This window comes from Liquorilactobacillus sucicola DSM 21376 = JCM 15457 (assembly GCF_000612445.1).
GTDB classification, from domain to species: Bacteria; Bacillota; Bacilli; order Lactobacillales; family Lactobacillaceae; genus Liquorilactobacillus; species Liquorilactobacillus sucicola.
The window spans coordinates 368,461-390,411 of sequence record NZ_BALC01000001.1 but is presented as its reverse complement, the minus strand read 5'-3'; the positions used below and the strand labels follow the sequence as shown (position 1 = coordinate 390,411).

Below are 21,951 nucleotides of genomic sequence, written 5' to 3'. Positions count from 1 at the left end.
TGAGTAATGTTTTTTATGCATAATAAAGCAAAAAACTGTGTCAAAAGTAATTTCTGACACAGTCCATTATTTTAAATTGAAATATAGCATAGTCAGTCTTTTCTACCCAACCATGCCGTTAATGCTCGAAGCTTACCGGCTATTAGCCACTTTCTTGTTTTGCAAATAACTTTATTCGTTTGCAGATAGTTTTTTTTGTATATCATTTCCCTGACTGACAGTAAATAATTCATTTAAAGCATCAACCGACCTCCGCAACTGTGATGATTCATCTGTCAGAACATCATAAGAACTTTTATTGTCTTCCATTATATGATGAGTCGAAGATATCATATTGAGTGTTTTCTCAGAGCTAGTCGAAATATTCTGAACTTGTTGTGCAATATTTCCAATACGATCTTGAATATTAATAGCCTCTTCGTGAACTTGCGATGATAGTTCGCGAATCTCTTTGGCAACAACATTAAACCCTTGCCCTTGTTCACCGGCGCGTGCTGCTTCAATCGCCGCGTTTATTGCTAACATATTTGTTTGTCGTGAAATTTCACGAATAGCGTTGATAATTCCGTCTGCTTGAGCAGCTTGCTTGGATAGGACAGCACTTGTTTCTTTGTTTTTTTCAGAAAACTCCATTATTTCGTGCATATCCTGCTGCAAGGACGACAATTTGCTCTGACCAGTTTTTGAAAGATCATTCAATGTTGAAGAAATATTCTGAACTATCTCCAATGCTGAGTTTGATTTTCTTGTTCGTTCTGTGATATCAAAGCAGACCTTCATTACGGAAATAACATTATTTTTTTCATCAGCAATAGGAAAGTAATTTGCTTCTAAATACACCTTTTTATTATTTTTGCTTCTACGAATGATTCGATCTTGAAAACTTTTTCCATTGAGCAGATTGCTCCAAAAAGTATGATACGCTTCACTTTTTGAGAATTCGGGAAAACATAGATCCTGATGGTGCAATTCCAGTAATTCGGAGACACTATACCCCAAAGTTTTGGCAAAAAGTGGTGTTGCATAGATAACTTTACGTCTCGTATCAAAAAGTATAATTGCCAGTTTTTTTGAAAAAGCAGTTGAAATTGCGGTTTCGATTATTTTATCAGTTTCCATATTAAAAAAACTCCCTCAGCTAATTAGCATCTCTGTTTTAAATTATTGACACAACAAATAATTATCATAACCTCTATGACTACTAATCGGTTGTTTTAAGGAAGATTTAAACATATGGTAACTATAATTTTATTATATGTTCTATACACGCGTTGTTTAAAAAATACTTATTTTTTTGCCTGCAACAAACATATGTGGTAAAATGGACATCGTATTCGGGTTATTAGCTCAGTTGGGAGAGCGCCTGCTTCGCATGTAGGAGGTCGCCGGTTCAAGTCCGGCATGATCCATTGATTATTTACTTGCAAAAGAGTGGTGATACCGTTTTTTAGTGAACCACAGAAACGAAATCTATAATTTTTATGCTATGGCAAGTGGAGAGTGTGACATACGTCGGTAAAATTTGAGTAATTCGAAGTTAGATGGAGAATTTTGACTTATGGAACATGTTTATACGGAATAAAAGAGGAGCTGTGCCGAAATTTCACTTTTGGAACAGCTCCTCTTTTGTACAAAAAACGGGCTCCTTTAAAAAACTAGCATTATTACAATATAAAAAAACAGTTAACCGAGCCAAACAAACACAGTAATTAGGGATGGTTACACTGTTCGTGAGGGACACATGGTTAGTATATAATTAATACATAGCACTTCAAACGACACATTAATATAGTGATAAAAGTTTAAACATTCCCCGCAAAAATAACTAGCAAGATTTTACACGCTTTCTTATTTTTGCTTATACAGTTTATAGGTGTGGAAAGTTACTTGTTCTTGTAAGATTTTATCATTAAAATAAAAAGACACTGAACATCATTTTACTTCACTTGTGGAGCCTCTGAACTAACTGATGTTCGCTGTCTTTTAATTTTTAAAAACGACTAAACCAAATTCTTTTCAAACCACAAATCACATGCACTATGCTGTGTTTGTGCTAATGGTTCTTCTAACTGCCTGAAACCCATATGATTATAGAGGCGAACCGCACGATCTAAATTCGCAAAAGTCTCTATATAAAGTTTTTTATAACCGGATTGCTTTGCTGCTTTTTCTGCTAGAATAATTATTTTTTTACCCCAACCCTGCCCACGCGCCGCTGGCAAAAAGTATACTTTTTGCAACTCTGCTATTTCCTCTGTAAACGGTCCGACTCCGCCGCCACCGACTATTTTGCCTGTATTCTCATCTTCAATAACCCAGTAAGCTGCTTTTTCAGACTGTTCTGTATAGTATTCAGCTAAATAATCTAACTGCGGATCAAAATACGCTGAGCCTTGTTTAGCATCCTCAAACTCGCTTAACGTCTTTTGAATAATATGTTTGATTTGCTGATTATCCTCTTTGGTTATTTCTCTTAATCTCATACCGACTCCTTTAAAATCCTGTGCCTTTCGACTGCACAATTATTTTCTAAAAAATCCTAATCAGCTAAAAAAAGCTGGTAAGCATTTCGTCTATCTTCAGGATCATCATGCATATAGACGACACCTGCATACTCAAAACCTGTTTTAGCAATAATGTGCTGCATTCGTTTGTTTAGAACGTGTGTGTCAATCCTCACCTGTCTAAAACCCAACAGGTATGCAATAGTGCAAAGGTTACTGAAGAAAAAGTCTGCAAGATGCTCACCACTGTACTGAGAATCTATGGCGATGCGGTGAATAGACACATAGTTCTTTTTGTCACTTTTGTGTGACCATTCTCCAGAATAAATTTTGTGGTAGTTAGGATCTTCTTCTTGAAGCAGAGTCGCAACACCTGCGATTTTATCAGCTACAATAAGGACATATGTGTAGCCCTTACTGATATCATCTTCGACTACTTCTAAATCTGGATACCCATTCTGCCATTGAGGGATTTTCTCATCAGCTAGCAATCTTTTAGCTCTCTGGATGATGTTCATAATTGCGGCTGCATCGTTCTTAACAGCTTTTCTAACAAACTTAACACTCATTATACTTTTCTCCCTTACTCTTTCTTACTTTTGAATTACTATAAGTGTTTATCATTTAACGTCATCGTCATGCTAACATTTTTCCTAGTTTAACATCTTTCACTGTATTTTGATTTCAAAAACGTTTTTTTCAATTTGCGTCATTTCTTGAAGAATTTGCAGTAGAAGTAGTACCCAGCTAAACGCCAAGATAAAAGCAATTAGTTCAAAAGCAGTCAATGAGAGGTAACCAATAAATTGGAATAAAATAGCTGTAAGCAACAGCCCTCCACCAATTGCATAAGAAATGACCTTGAACTCATTAGTAATATTTGGCAATAAGTAATGTATCGACGTTATCGTGATAATTAATAAATATACCAGAAAAGTGGCGCATTGTGTATGGAGTGTATGCAACAAACCCGTGCCGTTATTTGCAAAAACACCGACACCAGCTAAAAAAATAGAAAAAAAGAGCAGAAGAAATTTAAGAATAAGCAACCGAATACTATTGTCGTATTGTTCTTTCAACGACGCAAAAATAAAGTCTACCAAGGCCATAAGGAGTAATGCCGACACAACCAGTGTTAAATTAAATTGCCAACTATTACTTGCTTGATCTGTTCCAAGAAAGCTTATATTGTGTTCCCACCATCTCTTGTTACTGTTAGTAATCATTGATGCCAACGCACCACCGACAATTACAAGAATCAGTATTTTAAAAATTACAGTGGAAGACATATTAGTTGCTGAATAAATCATCAGATAGTTGATAATGCTGCTGAATAGCAAAAACATGTAAGAAGAAGTGAACAAATCAAATGACGAACCTTTAAAAAGTATCTCTATCAACCAAAAAAATGCGAGCAAACTAATCGCCAAAATAGTCGTAAATGACAACCAAATAGTCAAAAAACTGCGCCAATATAATTTCTTTCCGAACCAGTTTTGAATATTTTTGCGATCTTTAAGGTAAAAAAAGACAAAGGATAAAGAACCGCTAAAAATTCCTAAAATAATCGTTAAGGTAGCAATTGATTCATCACCCGCAAGTGAAATTTGCTGTTTTTTGTCCCAAAAAAAATAAAGAAAAAAGGCAATCGTCGATAAAACAGACGGAATAAAAAATCGCAAAATAGGAACTGACTGTTTACCACCTGTTTGTGTCTCTTTTACGGAGCGCACCACCACTTGGTTCTCAGCTTTATCTGAAAAAGCAATCTCTACTTTATCACCTCTTTTTAAATGCAGCTTTTCTACGACCTGTGTAGGTAACACTATTCTTGAACCACTTTGATCTTGTTCCATATAGACACCTTTTTCATATATTCTTTAATGTACTAGTTTATTATTTTGCAACACCTTATATTTTACTATACATTATTTTATATGCGATACACAAATACTGATTTATAACGCTGGAACAAACAATTCCGCTGCTTTTTTTACATAAATGCTCTATTATGAGACTAGGCAATAACGTCAGCTAACTATATACTAGGAGGTAAAAAATGAAACAAGAATCTTTATTCGCGGACAATAAAAAAAGCGGTCAGCCGCTAGCCAGCAGGATGCGTCCTAAAAACCTAGACACATTCGTTGGTCAGCCACAGCTTCTTGGAAAGGGCAAAATCTTACGAGAATTGATTGCGAGTGATCAAATAACATCGCTCATTTTTTGGGGACCTCCAGGGGTTGGCAAAACAACCTTAGCAAAAATAATTGCTAAACTTTCACAGGCACACTTTGTCCAATTCAGCGCTGTCTCAAGCAGTATTCGTAAAATACGTGAGATAATGAAACAAGCAGAACTAGATCAAGATTTAGGTCAAAAAACAATTGTCTTTATTGATGAGATTCATCGTTTTAACAAAGCCCAACAGGATGTCTTTTTACCTTATGTTGAACAAGGAAGCATTATTCTTATCGGTGCAACCACCGAAAATCCATCCTTTGAAATTAATTCAGCTCTTTTGTCACGTTGTAAAGTCTTTGTCTTAAAACCATTAACAAATGATGATATTAATACTCTTCTAAAAAATGCTATCAACAGCTCGGATGGCTTTGGAGATTTAGATCTCAAGATTGCGGATACCACTTTAGATGCCATCGCGACTTTTTCAAATGGGGATGCTAGAATTGCACTTAATACCCTTGAAATGGCAGTTTTAAATGGAGATAAAAGCGGTAATAAAATAACTGTCACCCCCAGCAGCCTGAAACAGCTAATCAACCGTACATCTCTTCTGTATGACAAAAAAGGTGAGGAACACTACAATATTATTTCCGCCCTTCATAAATCAATGCGCAATAGTGATGTAAATGCAGCTATTTATTGGCTTAGCCGTATGCTTGATGGCGGCGAGGATCCCGTCTACATTGCACGCCGTTTAGTCCGTTTTGCCAGTGAAGATATTGGACTTGCGGACACAAAAGCTTTAAATCTGGCTATTGATGTTTTTCAGGCATGCCGTTACCTCGGAATGCCTGAATGTGACGTTCACTTAACTGAAGCTGTCATCTATCTATCACTGGCCCCAAAATCAAATGCTGTTTATAAGGCGCGGCTTAAAGCGGCTCAAGATGTTAAAACTTCACGTAATGAACCGGTTCCTCTTCAAATCAGGAATGCACCAACAAAGTTAATGAGTGACCTTGGTTACGGAGCCGATTACCAATATGCACATAAAAAGGAAGATAAACTCACGACCATGAAAACTATGCCCCCTTCTCTTCGAAATCATGAATATTACTTTCCAAGTGAACAAGGACATGAAGATCGCTTTAAAAAGCGCTTAGAGTATATCAGATCATGGCACACCAAGCATGATGATATTTGACTATTTTAATTTTCCATTAATTTCCCATTTGTACAAAAATTGTTAAGTTGGTACATCTTCCTTGCTGTAAAAAAAACAGGTTTGAGGATCTGCAACAAAAATTCTTTGTCACAAGTACTCAACCCTGCTTATTTCTAATATAGTTTTTCTATTCAGCTACAAACTACTTATCTATTACTCATCCGGCTGACCTGTTTAAGAAACCAATCATTGAAAAAGGCAGCATCAATATCAACACCAACTTCAGCATTATAATCATTTTTTTCGTACCAACGATGCAAAACATCTGCTACCGTTGCCCCAATGGCTGGTCCATCAGTAACGGCATCAATATGCTCCTTTTGCAGTTTGATAACTTCTGGATGCAACGCATATAAGACAGTAATAACATCATGCATCGGCTTGCCGCCTTCATGAACGTCCCCATACGCATTGATAATACCATGAAGCATGCGCCCCGCTTCTCCAAATTCAGCAAGTCTGTCTGACGTCTGTTTGCTTATTAACGCCTTGAGTGTAACATCAAGTCCGATCATTGTGATGTTCAGTCCACTCTCAAAAACAATCTTAGCCGCATCAGGGTCAGTAAAAACATTAAATTCAGCAACAGAAGTAGCATTACCACCCGAAATTGACCCGCCCATCAAAATCAATTCATCAATTTTTGATAGTAATTCGGGATATTGCAGAATAAACTGTGCAATGTTTGTATAAGCACCTGTGGCAATGAGTGTTAACTGCTTTTCACTTTGGGTTAGTGCATGCGCAATGGCGTCAATCGCCGTTAACTTACTGATCTGACTTTTAGGTTCTGGAAAATCATATCCCGGTAAGCCGGATTCCCCATGGATTGCGCCGGCATCTTCAAATCTTTTTTTGAGTGGTGCTGCTGCCCCACGTGCAACCGGAACATTTTTATTAAAGAAATTTACTAGCTTCAGCGCATTCACTGTCGTCTTGTCAACACTGACATTGCCTGCCACAGTCGTGATCAGTTTAACATCAAGTCCTGGATTGTTGAGTGCAACAGCAATCGCTGCCGCATCATCTATTCCTGGATCCATATCCAATATAACCGAACGTGCCATATAAAAACCTCCTTAAACTTTTGTTCCTACCATGCAAACAATCCTGCACTGGCAGCTGACAGCAATGAAACTAAAACGCCTGCCAAGAGCATTTGCGGTACTCTACTCGAAATAAAATCTGTCTTTTCCTTCGATACTAGCCCTTTGAACGCCCCGATAATCATCCCCAAAGTTCCAAAATTGGCAAAACTTGTCAGAAAGACCGTCAAAACGACCCGTGCATGTTCATTTGCAAACAAACCCTTTTGTGTCATTATATTTTTGGTAATTTCACCCATAACGACAAACTCATTAGTAACTAGCTTAGTTCCCATATACTGAGCGATTTGAAATGCTTGATGAACATCAAAACCTAGCAACCAAGCAAACGGAAATAAAATAATACCGAAAATATTTTCGAGCGTCAGCCAACTCAATCCAGTCAAACTAAACAATTGGTTTATTAAGGCAGCAAGCGAAACATACGCGATTACGGTTGCAGTAATAATCAAAATCAACTTCCCTGCATTCAAAATCGAATCCCCTAGAAATGAAAAGAATGGTTCGCGTTTTTCACCCTTGTTGCCAGAAACTATAACATCTTCTTCTTGCGTGAGACTAACAGGATTCAAGATGGCTGCAATTGCGATTGAACCCAGTATATTCAACGGAATTGCCGTCAAAACATACTGTCCTGGTACCATTTTGATATAAGCACCAATAATTGCTGATGTAACACAACTCATAGACATCATTGCTAATGTAAAATTACGCTTAGCACTCATTTGTTGCAGTTGATCCCTAGAAACCGCTAATACCTCCGTATTGCCGAGAAACATCATTTCTACTGAAAAAAACGCTTCAAAACGCGGTTGATGTGTGATGAATGACAACCCGCGTCCGATCCATTTTACAAGCCAAGGAAGTAAACCTATGTATGTCAAAATGTCAAACAGCGGTACAACAAGCAAAATAGGCAAGAGCGCACTAGTCACAAAGTTTGGCGAACCGGTCGTAGGTTTCAGCCAGTCAGGTAAAGCAAATGCGATCCCCTTGTTTGCCACAGCTACCAACCAGTTAAAACCATCAGCTGCCGCACGAACCACTTCCCGTCCAATGCTGAATTTCATGAAAAACCATGCAAGGAAGATTTCTAGAAAAATCACAATCAAAACCGACTTCCAATCAATGGATCTGCGGTCATTAGAAAACAAAAAAGCTATGCCCAAGAAAACAAAAAATCCTAAAATATTAACTATTAAAAACACTGTTTTAATCTCCTCTATCTAAGAATAAGATCCTTTATCAGTATAACAAGTTTAGCTCCAACATTATATTTTTTCTTTTCTATCATTAAAAAATTAAAATGTAACTGCTCAAAAAGCTAACACACTGAGTTGTGGAAATTGTCAGCCATAAAATTCACTTCCAGAAAAAACGCCACCACTTTACTCGCTCAGGAGCCTTATACTTTTTTAATCCGTCTATCGTTTTTTGGGAGAAAGCGTTTGTATTTGTGTTTTCAAGACTCGTCTTTTTTCTATTTTCTTCATAGGGATGACCACTCAAGCTTTCTGTATCATTTGAGACTGAAACTTGTTCGGTTTCTAGCTTTTGATACAACTTGTTTAGTTCATTATATTTTTTTAAGATCTCGTTTTGCTGTATTTTTATTTCCCGCTGCAACACCTTTGTTTGCTGAATAAGACTTGCCCTGCTGCTCTCATTGCTCATGACTTCCCCTCCTTAATGGACCAATTTATTATCCTCTTGATTATAGCATTCTGTAAGCTCTTTATTTAGTAAAAAGATGCTTTATCCAGATAATATGTATTAAACATTTAGTTAATTTTAAGCCAATTTCTTATTATTGTCTTCCACACTAATAATTAATCGCGCCTCTAGTGCTGTTTATCAACTTACTGTACGCTTCATCTATATCTTTAGTTTTCCCTAATTCTAACAGATCTGAAAAGGTACCGTTAAATACACATTTACCTTGGTTAACACATATAATTTGAGCTTTCTTGTTTTTCAACTGTCCCAACTGATGCGTTGTCACCACTACTTGTTTTTCCGCAGCAAGTGAACAAATAATATCCATGATCAAAGCTGCGTTACTTGGATCAACTCCACTCAGAGGTTCGTCAAAAAGATACATCTTCCTTTCGAGTAGGCATGTACCATACGTCAACACTATTCGCCTTTCACCACCAGATAACTGCCCCATTTTAATTGTTTCGATTGGTTTCAATACAGCTGTGTAGACCTTATTCATTAGTTCTGTTGGAGCCGTTCCGCCTGCGTGATCTATTTTTCTATACATGGTTAATGTCTGTTTTACAGTCAATGTCGGATAAAAAAATGTCCGCTGTAACTGATAACCAACATCGTTTGCGTTAGGAACATCAATCAAAGCAGCATATGTAGCTGGTGAATTCAGGTGTGCAAGTGTATCTAGCAGCGTTGTTTTACCAACCCCGTTAGGTCCTATGATAATATTAGGTATTCCTGCCCTGAATTTAATATTCAAATCATCATAGATTGACCGTTCTTTATACGAAAAAGATAAATGTTTAATTTCCATTAAAGCTTCCTCCTCAGACTCGATCTAGCAGTGGGAGAATGTCTAGTTTTGAAAAACCTTTCACTCCGCTCAGGCAAAAAAATAGTGTCACAAACAATAATTGAAATAACGATTTGAAATCATAACTCCCATCAACGGTAAAACTAGTTATCCAATTTGACAGTACTAGAATGTACTTATACGGATTTAATAGCAAGATCAAATCTGTCAGCCATGTTCTGCTGGGTAGTCCCGCTAAATAAATAAGAACACAGACAAGCAGTGTTCCTATAATAGATAACGATTGTTGCTTAACTTTAAAAATAAAAAGTACGCTTAAAAACATTGTTACAGGAATAACTGCCAAAATACCGGTTAAAAGACCGCTTATCAAAATACTGAAGTACCAACTACGCAATGCTATCATCCCAAAAATAGTAAACACTGTCAGCTCACATATAATAAAAATGCTCTGCACAATGAAATTTGCAATAAAAATCAACCATTTGGAACCTACAATAAAGTAAAATTCCTTGTAGTACCCTGACTCTCTCTGATCAATAGTTGTTATGATTACCATATTAAGCAATGCAATAAAAACAATATAAGCCCAGAATGGACGGAATGTTGCAACGATCGTACTTGCTGAATACTGATTACGCTGTATTATTTGTTCAAAATTCACATATATAAAATAAAGAGCCGGAAATAATAACGTGTAAATAAAGACAAATTTATTATCAAATGCGTCTATAATATAGACTTTACCCAATGCTTTCAACTTTCCCACGAAATACCTTCTTTCTTTTCTGCTAAAATGTAATTCGAATTAATTATAGCATATCATTTAACATAAATTATCCTGACTTATTGGATAGTTTGCATGAGTTAAAAACAAAAAAATGTTCTTCATATAGAAAAGGATCTAGATCAAAAGTTATTTTGATCTAGATCCTTGAATTATCTAATTGCATTTTTAAATCCGCTACCTAAAAACACAATCCGGTTTTACTAACATTACTACTTAACATACTCAATCGCTGTTTTGTAAGCATCATCACTAGCAGCAACCTTCGCAGTGATCTTATCTTCAAGCTTTTCAATCGTTGCTTTGTCAGCCGAACCTGTTTCTTGCAGCTTATTATCCGCCTGGAATTTTTTAAGAGCATCTTGTGTATCTGTGTCGAAATAACCGTTAGCATTTGCTGGGCCATAACCTAACGCTTTTAAGAGCGTCTGGACTTTTTTGATTTGGTCAGAAACCTCACCCTTTTGATAAGTTTTCTTCGTATCAATTGCTGTTTGATATGCATAGCTAGGGAAATCCTTCTTCACAGTTGGCTGAATTCCTTTATGATGTATCCACGAGCCATCAGGTGTCAGCCATTTTGCAATTGTAACTTTGAGCTCTGTTTTGTCATTAAAGGGAACAGTGTTTTGAACAGTCCCTTTCCCATACGACTTTGTCCCGATCAGCTTGATATTAGCTGATTGGTGAAGAGCCGCTGAAAAAATTTCTGCCGCACTGGCACTACCGCCATTAATTAAAACAGCCGTCTTTTCTTTGATTTTGAAGCCATCATCATACTTCTTGCCAGCTTTAAAGACTTGTGGTGCTTGATCACGTGCTTGGACCTGCATAATCGTCTTGCCATTCTCAAGGAACATTGAGGACATTGCTAACGCCTGATCCATTAAGCCACCAGGATTATCACGCATATCAATCACAAAGGATTTTGCCCCTTGCTTACGCAGTTTTTTCACTTCATTTTTAAACTCTGTAGCTGTTTTTTCAGAGAAAGTTGAAACTCTGATATAACCAACACTCTTATGATCCTTATCCAATCTTCCCGTTACAGTTTTAACAGGTATCGTGTCTCGAACCAAGGTCTTTGTAAAGGTTTCAGAATCACGTTTGATGGTTAATGTTACTTTGGTACCTTTTTTACCCCTAATGTTGGAAACAGCCTTGCTTAAAGAAACACCTGACATTGATTTTCCATCAATTTTTTCTATCACGTCGTTAGCTTTCAGACCAGCCTTAGCAGCTGGGGTTCCATCAATGGGTGAAACAATTTGAATTTTATCCCCATTTTTTCTAACTTCTGCTCCGATTCCAGTAAAACTGCTAGAAATAGTATCATTCAGGGATTGTGTTTCTGTTTTTGACATGTATTCAGAAAACGGATCTCCTAAAGAGTTCACCATGCCACTTAACGCACCATTTTCTAATTTTTGACGGCTCACGTGGCGATAATAGTTATTATATAAGGTCGAGTACACTGCCTCTATTTTGGCCATCGACCTGCTAGTTTGACGTGCAGCTGTTAATTTTTGATCCATAATGAAAAAAACTGAACCGCTGCCTATCAGCAAAGCCAGCAAACCGACAATGAACACTGTCAGTATGCTATATCTTTTTTTAAACCTTCCGTTCTTTTTTTCGGGTACTGTCTCTTCTCTTTCCTTCTTCTTTACCATAGGCTCTTTCCCTCTAACTATTTTTAATTTTCTAACTCATTTTTTCAAGGTACATCTGCCAAGCTTGATCAAAGATTGTCATGCTTGGCAGATACTCACCACTTAATTCAAGGTATTGCGAGATTTCTTCATAACTCTGCGAATGTTTGGGAAAACTTTGATCATAAAAAGCGTTATTCGCAAACTGTGCAACTTCGTCAGTATTGTCTGGATTTCGTTCAGTCATTAAATACTGATAAAAGCTTTTACGATACATCTTCCTCACCTCTTGCATTCCTAATATCAATCTAATGGTACATCAACTTTAAAGCGAAAATCATCTTTTTTCAAATCTATTTTTTGGGCTTTAACCGTTATTTTTTGTTTATTAGTCAATTTGCTTAGATTTAAAGTTATTGTTTCCTTTTTGCTGTTGATAGTCACTCCGTTGCCCAAACTATAATTGTTTCTAACATAACTTAGGATAAAAGAAGTAGGTGCACTTAAGGATCCTATTGCCACAGATTTTGCGTGCAGCCTGATATTTCCTTCACTTGTTACCGTTGGCTCCGTATACAGTGAGAACGAAACATTCTGCCCTAAAATCTTAGTTGTGCCCATTAAAATTGCTGCATCACCTACATAGAAACGATATTTTATTTTTTGCCCCTTTTGCTGCTGCTTCAGGTAATAATTGATTGTGCCGTTTAATTGCTTTTTGTTCATTCTTACATCAATTGAAGTATGATTGCTTGTAACTTCATCTGCTGCTTTACTAACATTTCTTTGAACTGGACTTTGCGTTGTTGTCTGTTTAAAAATAAAAAGAGCGAAACTTGCTAAAAAGGCAATTAATACTATACAAGCCCATTTCCAATAATTTATTTTCTTCTTCTGCTTGTTATTGCTAGCATCTGAACGTTGCATAAACTAGCCTCCCATCTTGAGCCATGTTTTCTTATGCTCTATCATAACCTGATATAATTTAGCCGCCATAAACTTATACCCTTTTAAGTTAGGATGAAAATGATCATTTGGTGACAAATACGCATTCTTTTCCTTTTGATTATTTAATACTTTAGCCAATTTGTCACCAGAAAGTTCATTATAATCAGTAACCGTTGTTTTCTTAAGGTTACTGCCATGATCATAATATTGCCCCTCCGAAAGCCTTCTTTCCACATTAACAATATAGATATTCTTGTCCTCTGCAGCCTTTTGGCGTACAACTGTATTCCATTGGGTAGTGTATTGTTGTAACTGTGTTAAAGCTGGGAAATAGACATAAAATGGATTATATACTGTATACAAAAAAATGGGGGCATTTGGATTATATGACCGCACAGTCCTCAACAGCTCATCCAGTTTACGCGCATAAGTTTTTTGTGCTGTCGGCATAAATTCAGCTAACTGGTTTGCCGATAACGAATTAAAATTTTTCTGTAAAGTCTGCATCAGATCATTGCCGCCAACCGTCATTGTGATAACGTTTGCTTTTTTCAAATCCTGTTGCATTTTTTCTTGCTGTTGCAGTCTTTTCAGAATTTGATCACTTCGGTCTCCTGCTTTGCCGTAATTTCTCGTCACAACTGCAGCGTCTAAACGCTTCTCTAATACCTGCTTAATCAGGTATACATACCCGCCATTCTGAGTAGTATCCCCAACACCTTGTGTGAGTGAATCCCCCAAAGCAACCAAATTGACCTTTGGTTGTTCAAGTTTCTTATCTGTCTGAGTCTTTTTTGTTGTTCCGACATCAGAATGCGGTAGTGATTTACTGGCCAATTTATTTAATCCAACGTAAAAAAAACAGGTTAGTATAGCAAAAACTGCTACAATGGTAAGAGTTTTTTTTAAATATAGCAATTTATTTTCCCTCCGCCTTGAATTAAATTAACGACATTATCACTAAAAGAAAATTATTATTCAATCAAAATAACTATAAACGACACTAGTATAGCAAAGAAAATTCCTTTATTCATTCTTTTAATCTTTACTTAATCATAATTTAGTGAATAATTACGATTAAGTAAATCTCATATCTGCTACAGATATTTTTTGTTACCTTGATCCAAGTCTTACCAGTCAAAAACAAAAAGCCCCAAACGATCGCTGCCGCATAAATCGTTGGGACTTTTCTTAAGATTGCTTGCGGCGATACACCCTAAACTCATGATCGTACAAGTTCTTTTGATCTCGCGGTCCATCACTTTTGGCAACTAGCTCAAAATCACCATAATCTACTGGCGGCATACTCGTATCTGCTTTAAAAACAGCTTTAATCTTAGTAACATATAAGTAGTCGACGTCGTCCATCAACTGTTCAAATAACGCAGCCCCACCAATAACAAAAAACACTTCATCTTTGTCACTTATCATTTTGCGCAATTCGGTTATCGAATGAACAACTGTCAGACGCTCATCATAGTTGTATTTTTTTGCAAATTCAGTCGATGTAGTTAGTACAATATGCTGCCGCTGTGGTAAAAAGCCCTTAAAACTTTCAAAAGTTTTTCTGCCCATCACAATTGGATGATGGGCCGTCTTTTTTTTAAAATAAGCTAAATCTGAAGGTAGTTTCCAAGGAAGATGTCCTTGATACCCAATATGCTGTTCCGCATCCTCCGCCCAAATATATGCCAACATTAGCCTTCACCCCTCTATTATTCAAAAAGTTAAACTGCTACTGGTGCCTTAATTGAAGGTGCCGGATCGTAACCCTGAATTTTAATGTCTTCCATCTCAAAATCAAAAACACTCTTTTTTTCAGGATTAAGCCATATCGTCGGTGCATCCTTAGGCTCACGCGCCAGCTGTGTTTTAACCTGTTCGATATGATTGTTATAAATGTGAGCATCACCTAAAGTATGGACAAATTCGCCTACCTCTAACCCCGTCTCACGTGCAATCAGATGAACTAACAAGGCATAGCTTGCAATGTTAAAAGGCACACCTAGAAAAACATCTGCACTTCGTTGATAAAGTTGACAACTCAATTTCCCATCAATAACATAAAATTGGAATAATGTGTGGCAAGGCGGTAATGCGCTTTGTGGAACATCCTCTGGATTCCAGGCAGTAACAATCAAGCGACGTGAGTTAGGCTTGTTTTTTATATCATCAATTACGTTTTGGATTTGATCAATTACCTGTCCATCACGTGTTTTCCAATGCCGCCATTGCGCGCCGTACACATCGCCCAAATTGCCATACTTTTGTGAAAAAGTATCATCTGCTAAAATTCTTTGGCAAAAACGTTTTTTCTCTTTCAAATAAACCTTTTTAAAAGCAGGATCATTTAAGGCTCTGTGTCCGAAATCCGCCATATCCGGCCCAGTATACTCTGAGCTTTCGACCCATTTTTTAAAGGCCCATTCATCCCAAATGTGGTTTTTATGCTGCAGCAAAAATCTAATATTAGTATCACCGCGCAAAAACCACAGTAGCTCACTCTTTATTAGTCCAAATGCAACCTTTTTAGTGGTCAGCAGTGGGAACCCTTTACTTAAATCAAAACGCATCTGATACCCGAACAAACTATGAGTTCCTGTCCCCGTTCGATCACCTTTTAAATGCCCTTTTTCCAAAATATCATTTATCAACTGCAAATATGGTTGTTCTAAAATTGCCATGAGTACCACTGCTCCATTTTAAAATTATTGATTATACTGACTCAGATATTCCCAACGCTTCATTTTTTCTTCTATTTTCTTGTCTTCTACATCAATGTTCTGCTGCAATTCAGCTAGTTTTTCGTAATCTGCACCATCGACTTGCGTTAGTTGCTTCTGAAATGAAGCCTTTTCCTTCTCTAGTTGATCAATCTCATCTTCAATTTTGCCAAATTCAATTTTTTCAGCATAAGTTAATTTAGTTTTTTTCTTGCTTTGAACCTCTTTTTCTTCATTCTTAGCCCGAACCTTATTTTTCTTAACAGTCTTTTGGCTCTGTTTGTTATGTGCTTCATTTTCTTTCAGATAGTCGGTAAAAACACCTGCATACCTATCTATATGTGAGTTACCTGAAAAAATAAGCAGCTTATCCGCAACTTTATCCAAGAAGTAGCGATCATGGGAAACAGTTATGACTGTGCCTGCAAAATTGTCTAAATAGTCTTCCAAAACGGTCAAAGTACCAATATCTAAATCATTAGTTGGTTCATCAAGCAGCAAAACATTCGGTTGAGACATTAGCAGTTTCAAAAGATACAGCCTGCGTTTTTCACCGCCAGAAAGTTTTCTGATAAGAACACCATGCATGGAACGGGGAAACAAAAACTGTTCCAATAATTGTGTAGTGCTGATACGCTGACCGTTTTTATCGACAACATTCTGACCAATTTTGTTAAGATAACTAATCATCCGTTCATCTTCAGGGATATCTTCGGTTTGTTGGCGATAATAAGCTAGCTTAACAGTATCTCCAATAACAACATTTCCCTTATCCAATGGAAGTTCACCAGCTAATACATTCAGAAGTGATGACTTACCGGCACCATTGACACCTGTAATACCAATTCGGTCGTGAGCCTGAACCAACATGCTAAAATTCTTAAGTATGTGGTGGTCTGCAATATCCAATGTGCCCTCTTTAATTTCAAGAACTTTTTTGCCTAACCGCTGTTGTCCTAATGAAATATCAATATCATCATCAACTTGCAGTTTGTTTAAGTTTTTCTTGAGGTCATTGAATTTGTTGATTCGTGCCTGCTGCTTTGTCGTTCTTGCCTTAGCACCAGTACGCATCCAAGCTAATTCTTTCTTATACAACTGCTGTTGTTTATGTTCCGCACTAATTTCTTGTTCAACTCTATCCGCCTTTTGACTGACAAAAGCCTGATAGTTGCCTTGATATGTGTAAATTTTACCAAAAGAGAGCTCAATGATTCTTGTTGCTACCTGATCCAAAAAGTACCGGTCATGTGTCACTACCAGTAAGGCACCCTTATAACCTGCAAGATACTTTTCTAACCACTTGATTGAATCAAAATCAAGATGATTAGTGGGTTCGTCCAATACCAACAAATCTGGAGCTTGAATAAGGACTTGTGCTAGCCCTACACGTTTCTTCTGTCCTCCTGACAAGCTGTCGATTTTTTGGTTCAAATCGCGTATATGCAGTTGGGTTAAAATCGTCTTGACATCGCTCTCAGCACTCCAAGCATCTTCTTGGTTCATTTTGTTTTCAGCAGTAACATAACGCTGTTGATATTTTGCATTCTCAGGATTCTGCCCATACAACGTGAGTGCCTGTTCATACTCATGAATCGTTTGAAAAATAGGAGCAGATCCCTCAAAAACAGCATTCATGATTGTTGCTGCAGGATCAAGCTCAGGAATTTGTTTTAGATAACTGATTCGATATTGATTAGGCTTAATTATTTCCCCATTATCAGCTGCATCTAAACCTGTCAGAACGTTCAGTAAGGATGTCTTGCCGGATCCATTAGTACCTATCAGCCCAATTCGGTCATTTTCATTTATCATAAACTCGATATCTGCGAACAGTGTTTTTTCACCGTATGTTTTGGATAAGTTCTCAACGCGTAAGGTTTGCATAAATCCACACTCTCATCTTCAAATTGCTTTTACTCATTTTACCCATTCAGCAGCCGCTGCCAACAGTACTTCCTGCTGATTTTCAATCTCGCCGACAACAACTTTAAATTCAAGTTTTCTTAAGATTTCACCTAGTTGTGGCCCTGGTTTTATTTTTAAACTTCTTATCAAGATTCCGCCGTTAACTTTTAACTCATGTTTATTCTTAATCGGCAAAGCTGCATATTTTTTTTCTAAAATAGCTTGGTTGATGCCAAAACCTAGAATCGTAGCTACGTCATTGGCAATTTTCAAGCATAGAAGACCACTTTTATAATAAGTCCAAGTATCCAGCCTTTGCTGTTTTATCATAGGAACTAATCTCGTTGCGACTATGACATTATCAATTAAACCATTAGAACTTTTCCATGCACGCAGCAACTTCTTAACTGAACTGGAAGATAAGCTACTTAAATAGCACAATAATGTCCAAGCTGACTCTTCATTCCTGATCTGAAGCGTTTTAAGCTGCAAAATTTTCCTGAAGACTGCTTCTTTATCATCAAAAAGTGGACAGTAGAGATACAAGTCCGTCGCTAAAAAGTCTGTTAGACCGGCTTGAGGATTTCTGCCTAATAGTAATTTTACCCACTCAACGTGAATTCGCTCGACAGCAACTTTTGCAAGCAAAGGAGCGTGATGCTGAATTGCGTTAAGTGTATTTTCTTCAATTATAAAATCAAGCTGACTAGCGAAACGAACAGCGCGCATCATTCGCAAAGCATCTTCATGAAATCTTTCCTCAGCCACACCGACAGCACGTATTCTTCCCCTTTTTAAGTCATCAAGACCATCGAATAAGTCAATGATCTCACCGTTGGGCTTCATCGCGAGTGCATTTATCGTCAAGTCACGCCGTTTCAAATCATCTCTAAGTGACCGCACAAATTCAACATGATCCGGACGACGAAAATCCTGATATGTCGATTCAGTACGAAAAGTCGTTATCTCGTATGCACGCCCATGGTCAAGAACTGTGACCGTTCCATGCTCAATACCAGTATCGACTGTCTTTTTGAAGATTTTCTTAACTTCGGAGGGATAAGCGCTTGTTGCGATATCAACATCATGAATCTTAAGGCCTAAAATCGTATCGCGGACACTGCCGCCAACAAAATAAGCCTCAAAACCAGCCTGCTGGATAGCTCCTAAAACTTCCTTTGCTTCTTCAAATTCAACAGGTAAATTTTTGATTATCATAAAATATGCTCAAGCCCAACCAGTAACTCATCGTGATCTTGAATTTTTTCAATGGCTACTGCCACACCAGACATGAATGAACTGCGATCAAACGAATCTTGCCGGATCGTCAAAGCTTCCCCTTCACTGCCAAACAAAACTTGTTCATGCGCAACATATCCAGGTAACCGAACACTGTGAATATGCATCCCTTCATAATTAGCGCCACGAGCCCCAGCTAATGTTTCTTTTTCTTCTGGGTTTCCTTGCTCTTTTGGAGTACGAACTTCTGCAATTAATTTGGCCGTATTGATCGCTGTTCCGCTTGGAGCGTCCAATTTATTATCATGATGCATTTCAATTATCTCAACATTTGGAAAATATTTAGCAGCTTGTTGCGCGAACTGCATCAAAAGAACTGCTGAAATACCAAAGTTTGGTGCAATTAAACCGCCTATTTTCTTAGTCAGTGCAATCTTTTGCAGCTCAGCAACTTGGTCATCGGTCATTCCCGTAGTACCAACAACAGGTGAAATACCATGTTCAATTGCGAATTTAACGTTCCCATAAACTGATGAAGGAGACGTAAAATCAACCCAAACATCAGCACTGTTTGTGTCGATATCTTCTAATTTAGAAGCTACTGGGACATCCAAACCTGAGAACTCATTACTTTCACTCAAAAGCTTTTCAGTGGCTCTTGGATCGAATACACCAACAAGTTCAAAATTCTTGTGCTCAATGACCATATGCGTAGTTGTATTTCCCATACGTCCCTTAAAACCTGCCACGATAACCTTTACCATTTATATCATCCTTTTCATTCGAGTCTATACTAATTTATTCTAACAGATTGTTTATTTTCTTGCACCTCTTCTAGGTGAGCTTTATTATTATAAACCGTCTTTAATGACTTTATTAAAATAAAGAATTCAATTACTGACTTCACGCTTCAACTTGTGTTATTATTTTCTAGGATCTGTCACGGATCCGTGTTAAAAATCACTTTTACTTAAGCTCTAAAATCGAATGCTTTTCGCTTGAGCTTACACAGAAACAATAACACAGCATTTGTTTCTGACAAAATTTTCGCCATTATTCGAATAATATTATAATAGGAGATGAAAAAATGTACCAAACAAAAAATAAGTTACAGATGCGCTTGGTCGACTTTACTATGATCGCTCTCGGGTGTGCTTTTTATGCTTTTGGTTTAGTTAAGGTTAACATAGCCAATAGCTTGGCCGAAGGTGGTATTACTGGAATCACTCTTATTATTAGATACTGGCTGCATATTGATCCCGCTTATTCCACACTTATCATAAATGTTCCATTGATTATTATCGCTCTGCGTTATTTAGGAAAAAATGCCCTTGTCTATACCGTCCATGGAACTATTTCGTTGTCATTTTTTATTTGGCTGTGGCAGCGTGTTCCTGTAACTATTAATATAAGCCACGATATGTTCATTGCTGGTTTGCTGGCCGGCTTTTTTGGTGGCGTCGGTTCCGGTCTAATATACCGTTTCGGCGGAACAACAGGCGGAACCGATATCGTCGCGCGTATTTTTGAAAAGAAACGAGGAGTTGCCATGGGGAAAACTCTTTTAGCACTGGACTGCGTGGTACTGGGTCTTTCTTTGAGCTACATTAGTATTCGGCAAATGATGTATACCCTTTTGGCTTCTTATGTTTTTTCAAGGATAATTAGTTTTACTCAAGAAGGCGCATATGCCGCTCGGGGAGTCATCATTTTTAGCAGTGCTTATCCAGAAATCACTCAGCAAATAATTAACCGCCTTGGTCGCGGTGTAAGTCATATTCAAACAACTGGTGCATTTTCCAAAGAAAAAGGACAAGCGATTTACTGTGTTGTCAGCCCGAGTGAATTAACATCGCTTAAAAGGATAGTCGAATCCATCGACGAACGTGCATTTGTATCAGTGCTAACTGTAAATGAAGCAATTGGTGAAGGCTTTACCTACGCTCAACCCCAAAAATCATTTTTCAGACGGCGACTTTAGATATTGTTTTTGACGCTGCGGTTTGTGCAGCGTCAATTTTTTGTTTATAATAAGTTAAAGTAAGATTTTACATTTTTCAAATGGAGGATAAAAAAATGAGTTATCCATATCAGGATCGTTTCGAACAATATTTAGTCAGAAAAATGTTGGCTTTAACGACTATCACTAGCTATCGCCACGATTTAAATGATTTTTTTAATTATTTACGACACTTCAATTTTAATTATCAAGAAAAACCATCTGTTAACCTTCTGCAAGAAAGTGATATTCGTGATTATCTCTCGATGCTGCTCATAAAACGTTCAGCTAAATATTCAACTTATAATAAAGTTCTATCCCATCTTAACCGTTACTTTGAATATCTATTTCATGAAAACTTAATTCGATCATTGCCAACGCTCACTTTAACGGGCAAACAAAATTTTAAGCCGCTCATTGACTCACTAAACTGGTCAGATAAACTCGAATCTTTACTCGCTAATAATGATTTGAGTTTTTATACAAGATTAACATTGCTTCTTTGTGCGCACTTTTATCCTATTAACGAATTCTTACAGCCGAATTTTTATACAGTTCTAAAAAAAGAGAAGTTGAATAATTTTGAAAGCAACTTCATGCTTCAATTCCACACTTTTATTCAACCTTTGCAACAAAAACAAAATACAGCCGATATTTTTCTTAAACAGCGTTTTGACCCCCTTAGCCCTCAGCTAACTTCACCGGCTCTGCATAAGTATTTGAAAAGTGACGAACCTAAATGCGATTTTTTACTCGGCCCACAAAAACTTTATCAAAATGCAGTTTGTCAATATTTAGCTAATCATCAACATGCTAGTGATAACGAGCTTATACTGAAATTGCGTTTGACTCCCCCATCACTTAATTATTATCGCCAGCTCAATTGGCGTTTTAAGGACTCTAAAGAAAAATTTGACTAAACGTAGGAAAGGAGCTAGGTTAAAAATTGCTTTTAACCTAGCTCCGCTATTTATTTCATGTAATCGTAGGCCACAAGACAAAATTTTTGTCTATCCGAATTACTTATAGCAAAGCACTTGCTTTGTTCGTAATTCCGCGTTAGTACTCAAATTTACTGACTTATATTCCACTCTTGCAAGGTGCTTTAATTCTGCATTTACTAAAAATAATCATAGTTATAACTAATTT

Annotated in this window: 21 protein-coding genes and 1 tRNA gene; 4 read left to right on the top strand and 18 right to left on the bottom strand. The window is 37.2% G+C overall.

Translation table 11 applies throughout. The features are described 5' to 3' along the window. Positions 1–171: 171 nt before the first annotated feature. Positions 172–1,119, bottom strand: coding sequence for a methyl-accepting chemotaxis protein (locus JCM15457_RS01960; RefSeq protein WP_051993218.1), 948 nt, complete (start codon positions 1,117–1,119; stop codon positions 172–174). A 217-nt stretch (positions 1,120–1,336) separates the two neighbouring features. Between JCM15457_RS01960 and JCM15457_RS01955 the strand changes: the two genes are divergently transcribed. Further along, positions 1,337–1,409 (top strand) — tRNA-Ala (locus JCM15457_RS01955). A 591-nt stretch (positions 1,410–2,000) separates the two neighbouring features. Here the strand turns inward: JCM15457_RS01955 and JCM15457_RS01950 are convergent. From JCM15457_RS01950 to JCM15457_RS01940, 3 genes are all read right to left on the bottom strand, one after another. Next, positions 2,001–2,483 carry a GNAT family N-acetyltransferase gene (locus JCM15457_RS01950; protein WP_034986992.1) on the bottom strand — a complete coding sequence of 161 codons (483 nt, stop codon included), beginning with the start codon at positions 2,481–2,483 and terminating at the stop codon, positions 2,001–2,003. Between the two features lie 56 nt (positions 2,484–2,539). Continuing rightward, positions 2,540–3,073, bottom strand: coding sequence for a GNAT family N-acetyltransferase (locus JCM15457_RS01945; protein ID WP_034986991.1), 534 nt, complete (start codon positions 3,071–3,073; stop codon positions 2,540–2,542). Positions 3,074–3,172: 99 nt separating this feature from the next. Continuing rightward, the gene (locus JCM15457_RS01940; RefSeq protein ID WP_034986990.1) at positions 3,173–4,360 is read right to left on the bottom strand and encodes an AbrB/MazE/SpoVT family DNA-binding domain-containing protein; all 1,188 of its coding nucleotides are present in this window, start codon (positions 4,358–4,360) and stop codon (positions 3,173–3,175) included. 203 nt (positions 4,361–4,563) lie between these two features. Between JCM15457_RS01940 and JCM15457_RS01935 the strand changes: the two genes are divergently transcribed. Further along, a complete protein-coding gene (locus JCM15457_RS01935) occupies positions 4,564–5,892 on the top strand; it encodes a replication-associated recombination protein A (RefSeq protein ID WP_034986989.1) in 1,329 nt (442 codons plus the stop codon). Between the two features lie 167 nt (positions 5,893–6,059). Here JCM15457_RS01935 and rihC read toward each other — a convergent pair whose 3' ends face one another. The 14 genes from rihC to dapB all read right to left on the bottom strand — a co-directional run bounded on the left by rihC (position 6,060) and on the right by dapB (position 19,567). Beyond that, on the bottom strand, positions 6,060–6,980 hold the full coding sequence (gene rihC / locus JCM15457_RS01930) for a ribonucleoside hydrolase RihC (protein WP_034986988.1): 921 nt from the start codon (positions 6,978–6,980) through the stop codon (positions 6,060–6,062). 26 nt (positions 6,981–7,006) lie between these two features. Beyond that, positions 7,007–8,227 (bottom strand): NupC/NupG family nucleoside CNT transporter, encoded by a 1,221-nt coding sequence (locus JCM15457_RS01925; protein ID WP_034986986.1) that lies wholly within the window; start codon positions 8,225–8,227, stop codon positions 7,007–7,009. Between the two features lie 154 nt (positions 8,228–8,381). Continuing rightward, positions 8,382–8,693: a hypothetical protein gene (locus JCM15457_RS01920; protein WP_034986984.1), complete on the bottom strand. Its 312-nt coding sequence runs from the start codon at positions 8,691–8,693 to the stop codon at positions 8,382–8,384. 148 nt (positions 8,694–8,841) lie between these two features. Beyond that, the gene (locus JCM15457_RS01915; RefSeq protein WP_051993217.1) at positions 8,842–9,546 is read right to left on the bottom strand and encodes an AAA family ATPase; all 705 of its coding nucleotides are present in this window, start codon (positions 9,544–9,546) and stop codon (positions 8,842–8,844) included. A gap of 13 nt (positions 9,547–9,559) precedes the next feature. Further along, a complete protein-coding gene (locus JCM15457_RS01910) occupies positions 9,560–10,315 on the bottom strand; it encodes a hypothetical protein (RefSeq protein WP_034986982.1) in 756 nt (251 codons plus the stop codon). Between the two features lie 230 nt (positions 10,316–10,545). Next, positions 10,546–12,006: a S41 family peptidase gene (locus tag JCM15457_RS01905; protein WP_034986980.1), complete on the bottom strand. Its 1,461-nt coding sequence runs from the start codon at positions 12,004–12,006 to the stop codon at positions 10,546–10,548. A 31-nt stretch (positions 12,007–12,037) separates the two neighbouring features. Next, positions 12,038–12,262 carry a YozE family protein gene (locus tag JCM15457_RS01900; protein WP_034986978.1) on the bottom strand — a complete coding sequence of 75 codons (225 nt, stop codon included), beginning with the start codon at positions 12,260–12,262 and terminating at the stop codon, positions 12,038–12,040. A 26-nt stretch (positions 12,263–12,288) separates the two neighbouring features. After that, positions 12,289–12,912 carry a YpmS family protein gene (locus tag JCM15457_RS01895; protein WP_034986975.1) on the bottom strand — a complete coding sequence of 208 codons (624 nt, stop codon included), beginning with the start codon at positions 12,910–12,912 and terminating at the stop codon, positions 12,289–12,291. Positions 12,913–12,915: 3 nt separating this feature from the next. After that, positions 12,916–13,770 carry an SGNH/GDSL hydrolase family protein gene (locus tag JCM15457_RS01890; RefSeq protein WP_161633652.1) on the bottom strand — a complete coding sequence of 285 codons (855 nt, stop codon included), beginning with the start codon at positions 13,768–13,770 and terminating at the stop codon, positions 12,916–12,918. A 354-nt stretch (positions 13,771–14,124) separates the two neighbouring features. Then, positions 14,125–14,631: a dihydrofolate reductase gene (locus JCM15457_RS01885; RefSeq protein WP_034986971.1), complete on the bottom strand. Its 507-nt coding sequence runs from the start codon at positions 14,629–14,631 to the stop codon at positions 14,125–14,127. A 29-nt stretch (positions 14,632–14,660) separates the two neighbouring features. After that, positions 14,661–15,617, bottom strand: a complete 957-nt coding sequence (locus tag JCM15457_RS01880) for a thymidylate synthase (RefSeq protein ID WP_034986970.1) — start codon at positions 15,615–15,617, stop codon at positions 14,661–14,663. A 24-nt stretch (positions 15,618–15,641) separates the two neighbouring features. Continuing rightward, positions 15,642–17,543 (bottom strand): ABC-F family ATP-binding cassette domain-containing protein, encoded by a 1,902-nt coding sequence (locus JCM15457_RS01875; RefSeq protein ID WP_034986969.1) that lies wholly within the window; start codon positions 17,541–17,543, stop codon positions 15,642–15,644. 33 nt (positions 17,544–17,576) lie between these two features. Further along, positions 17,577–18,782, bottom strand: a complete 1,206-nt coding sequence (locus JCM15457_RS01870) for a CCA tRNA nucleotidyltransferase (protein WP_034986966.1) — start codon at positions 18,780–18,782, stop codon at positions 17,577–17,579. Next, positions 18,779–19,567, bottom strand: a complete 789-nt coding sequence (dapB, locus tag JCM15457_RS01865; protein WP_034986963.1) for a 4-hydroxy-tetrahydrodipicolinate reductase — start codon at positions 19,565–19,567, stop codon at positions 18,779–18,781. The genes JCM15457_RS01870 and dapB overlap by 4 nt, the downstream gene beginning before the upstream one ends. A gap of 323 nt (positions 19,568–19,890) precedes the next feature. On the opposite strand from dapB, the gene JCM15457_RS01860 reads away from it, so the two are divergent. Both JCM15457_RS01860 and JCM15457_RS01855 read left to right on the top strand, forming a co-directional pair. Continuing rightward, entirely contained in the window at positions 19,891–20,784 is an 894-nt protein-coding gene (locus JCM15457_RS01860; RefSeq protein WP_034986961.1) for a YitT family protein, read from the top strand. 95 nt (positions 20,785–20,879) lie between these two features. Beyond that, positions 20,880–21,722 (top strand): site-specific integrase, encoded by an 843-nt coding sequence (locus tag JCM15457_RS01855; RefSeq protein WP_034986958.1) that lies wholly within the window; start codon positions 20,880–20,882, stop codon positions 21,720–21,722. Positions 21,723–21,951: the final 229 nt, after the last annotated feature.

Bases quoted from the DNA above. Each gene is read 5' to 3' on its own strand.
- JCM15457_RS01870 (WP_034986966.1), bottom strand. From the start codon at position 18,782: ATGATAATCAAAAATTTACCTGTTGAATTTGAAGAAGCAAAGGAAGTT.
- dapB (WP_034986963.1), bottom strand. From the start codon at position 19,567: ATGGTAAAGGTTATCGTGGCAGGTTTTAAGGGACGTATGGGAAATACA.
- JCM15457_RS01855 (WP_034986958.1), top strand. From the start codon at position 20,880: ATGAGTTATCCATATCAGGATCGTTTCGAACAATATTTAGTCAGAAAA.
- JCM15457_RS01905 (WP_034986980.1), bottom strand. From the start codon at position 12,006: ATGGTAAAGAAGAAGGAAAGAGAAGAGACAGTACCCGAAAAAAAGAAC.
- JCM15457_RS01960 (WP_051993218.1), bottom strand. From the start codon at position 1,119: ATGGAAACTGATAAAATAATCGAAACCGCAATTTCAACTGCTTTTTCA.
- JCM15457_RS01900 (WP_034986978.1), bottom strand. From the start codon at position 12,262: ATGTATCGTAAAAGCTTTTATCAGTATTTAATGACTGAACGAAATCCA.
- JCM15457_RS01945 (WP_034986991.1), bottom strand. From the start codon at position 3,073: ATGAGTGTTAAGTTTGTTAGAAAAGCTGTTAAGAACGATGCAGCCGCA.
- JCM15457_RS01920 (WP_034986984.1), bottom strand. From the start codon at position 8,693: ATGAGCAATGAGAGCAGCAGGGCAAGTCTTATTCAGCAAACAAAGGTG.
- JCM15457_RS01875 (WP_034986969.1), bottom strand. From the start codon at position 17,543: ATGCAAACCTTACGCGTTGAGAACTTATCCAAAACATACGGTGAAAAA.
- JCM15457_RS01950 (WP_034986992.1), bottom strand. From the start codon at position 2,483: ATGAGATTAAGAGAAATAACCAAAGAGGATAATCAGCAAATCAAACAT.
- JCM15457_RS01885 (WP_034986971.1), bottom strand. From the start codon at position 14,631: ATGTTGGCATATATTTGGGCGGAGGATGCGGAACAGCATATTGGGTAT.
- JCM15457_RS01915 (WP_051993217.1), bottom strand. From the start codon at position 9,546: ATGGAAATTAAACATTTATCTTTTTCGTATAAAGAACGGTCAATCTAT.
- JCM15457_RS01935 (WP_034986989.1), top strand. From the start codon at position 4,564: ATGAAACAAGAATCTTTATTCGCGGACAATAAAAAAAGCGGTCAGCCG.
- JCM15457_RS01860 (WP_034986961.1), top strand. From the start codon at position 19,891: ATGTACCAAACAAAAAATAAGTTACAGATGCGCTTGGTCGACTTTACT.
- rihC (WP_034986988.1), bottom strand. From the start codon at position 6,980: ATGGCACGTTCGGTTATATTGGATATGGATCCAGGAATAGATGATGCG.
- JCM15457_RS01895 (WP_034986975.1), bottom strand. From the start codon at position 12,912: ATGCAACGTTCAGATGCTAGCAATAACAAGCAGAAGAAGAAAATAAAT.
- JCM15457_RS01880 (WP_034986970.1), bottom strand. From the start codon at position 15,617: ATGGCAATTTTAGAACAACCATATTTGCAGTTGATAAATGATATTTTG.
- JCM15457_RS01940 (WP_034986990.1), bottom strand. From the start codon at position 4,360: ATGGAACAAGATCAAAGTGGTTCAAGAATAGTGTTACCTACACAGGTC.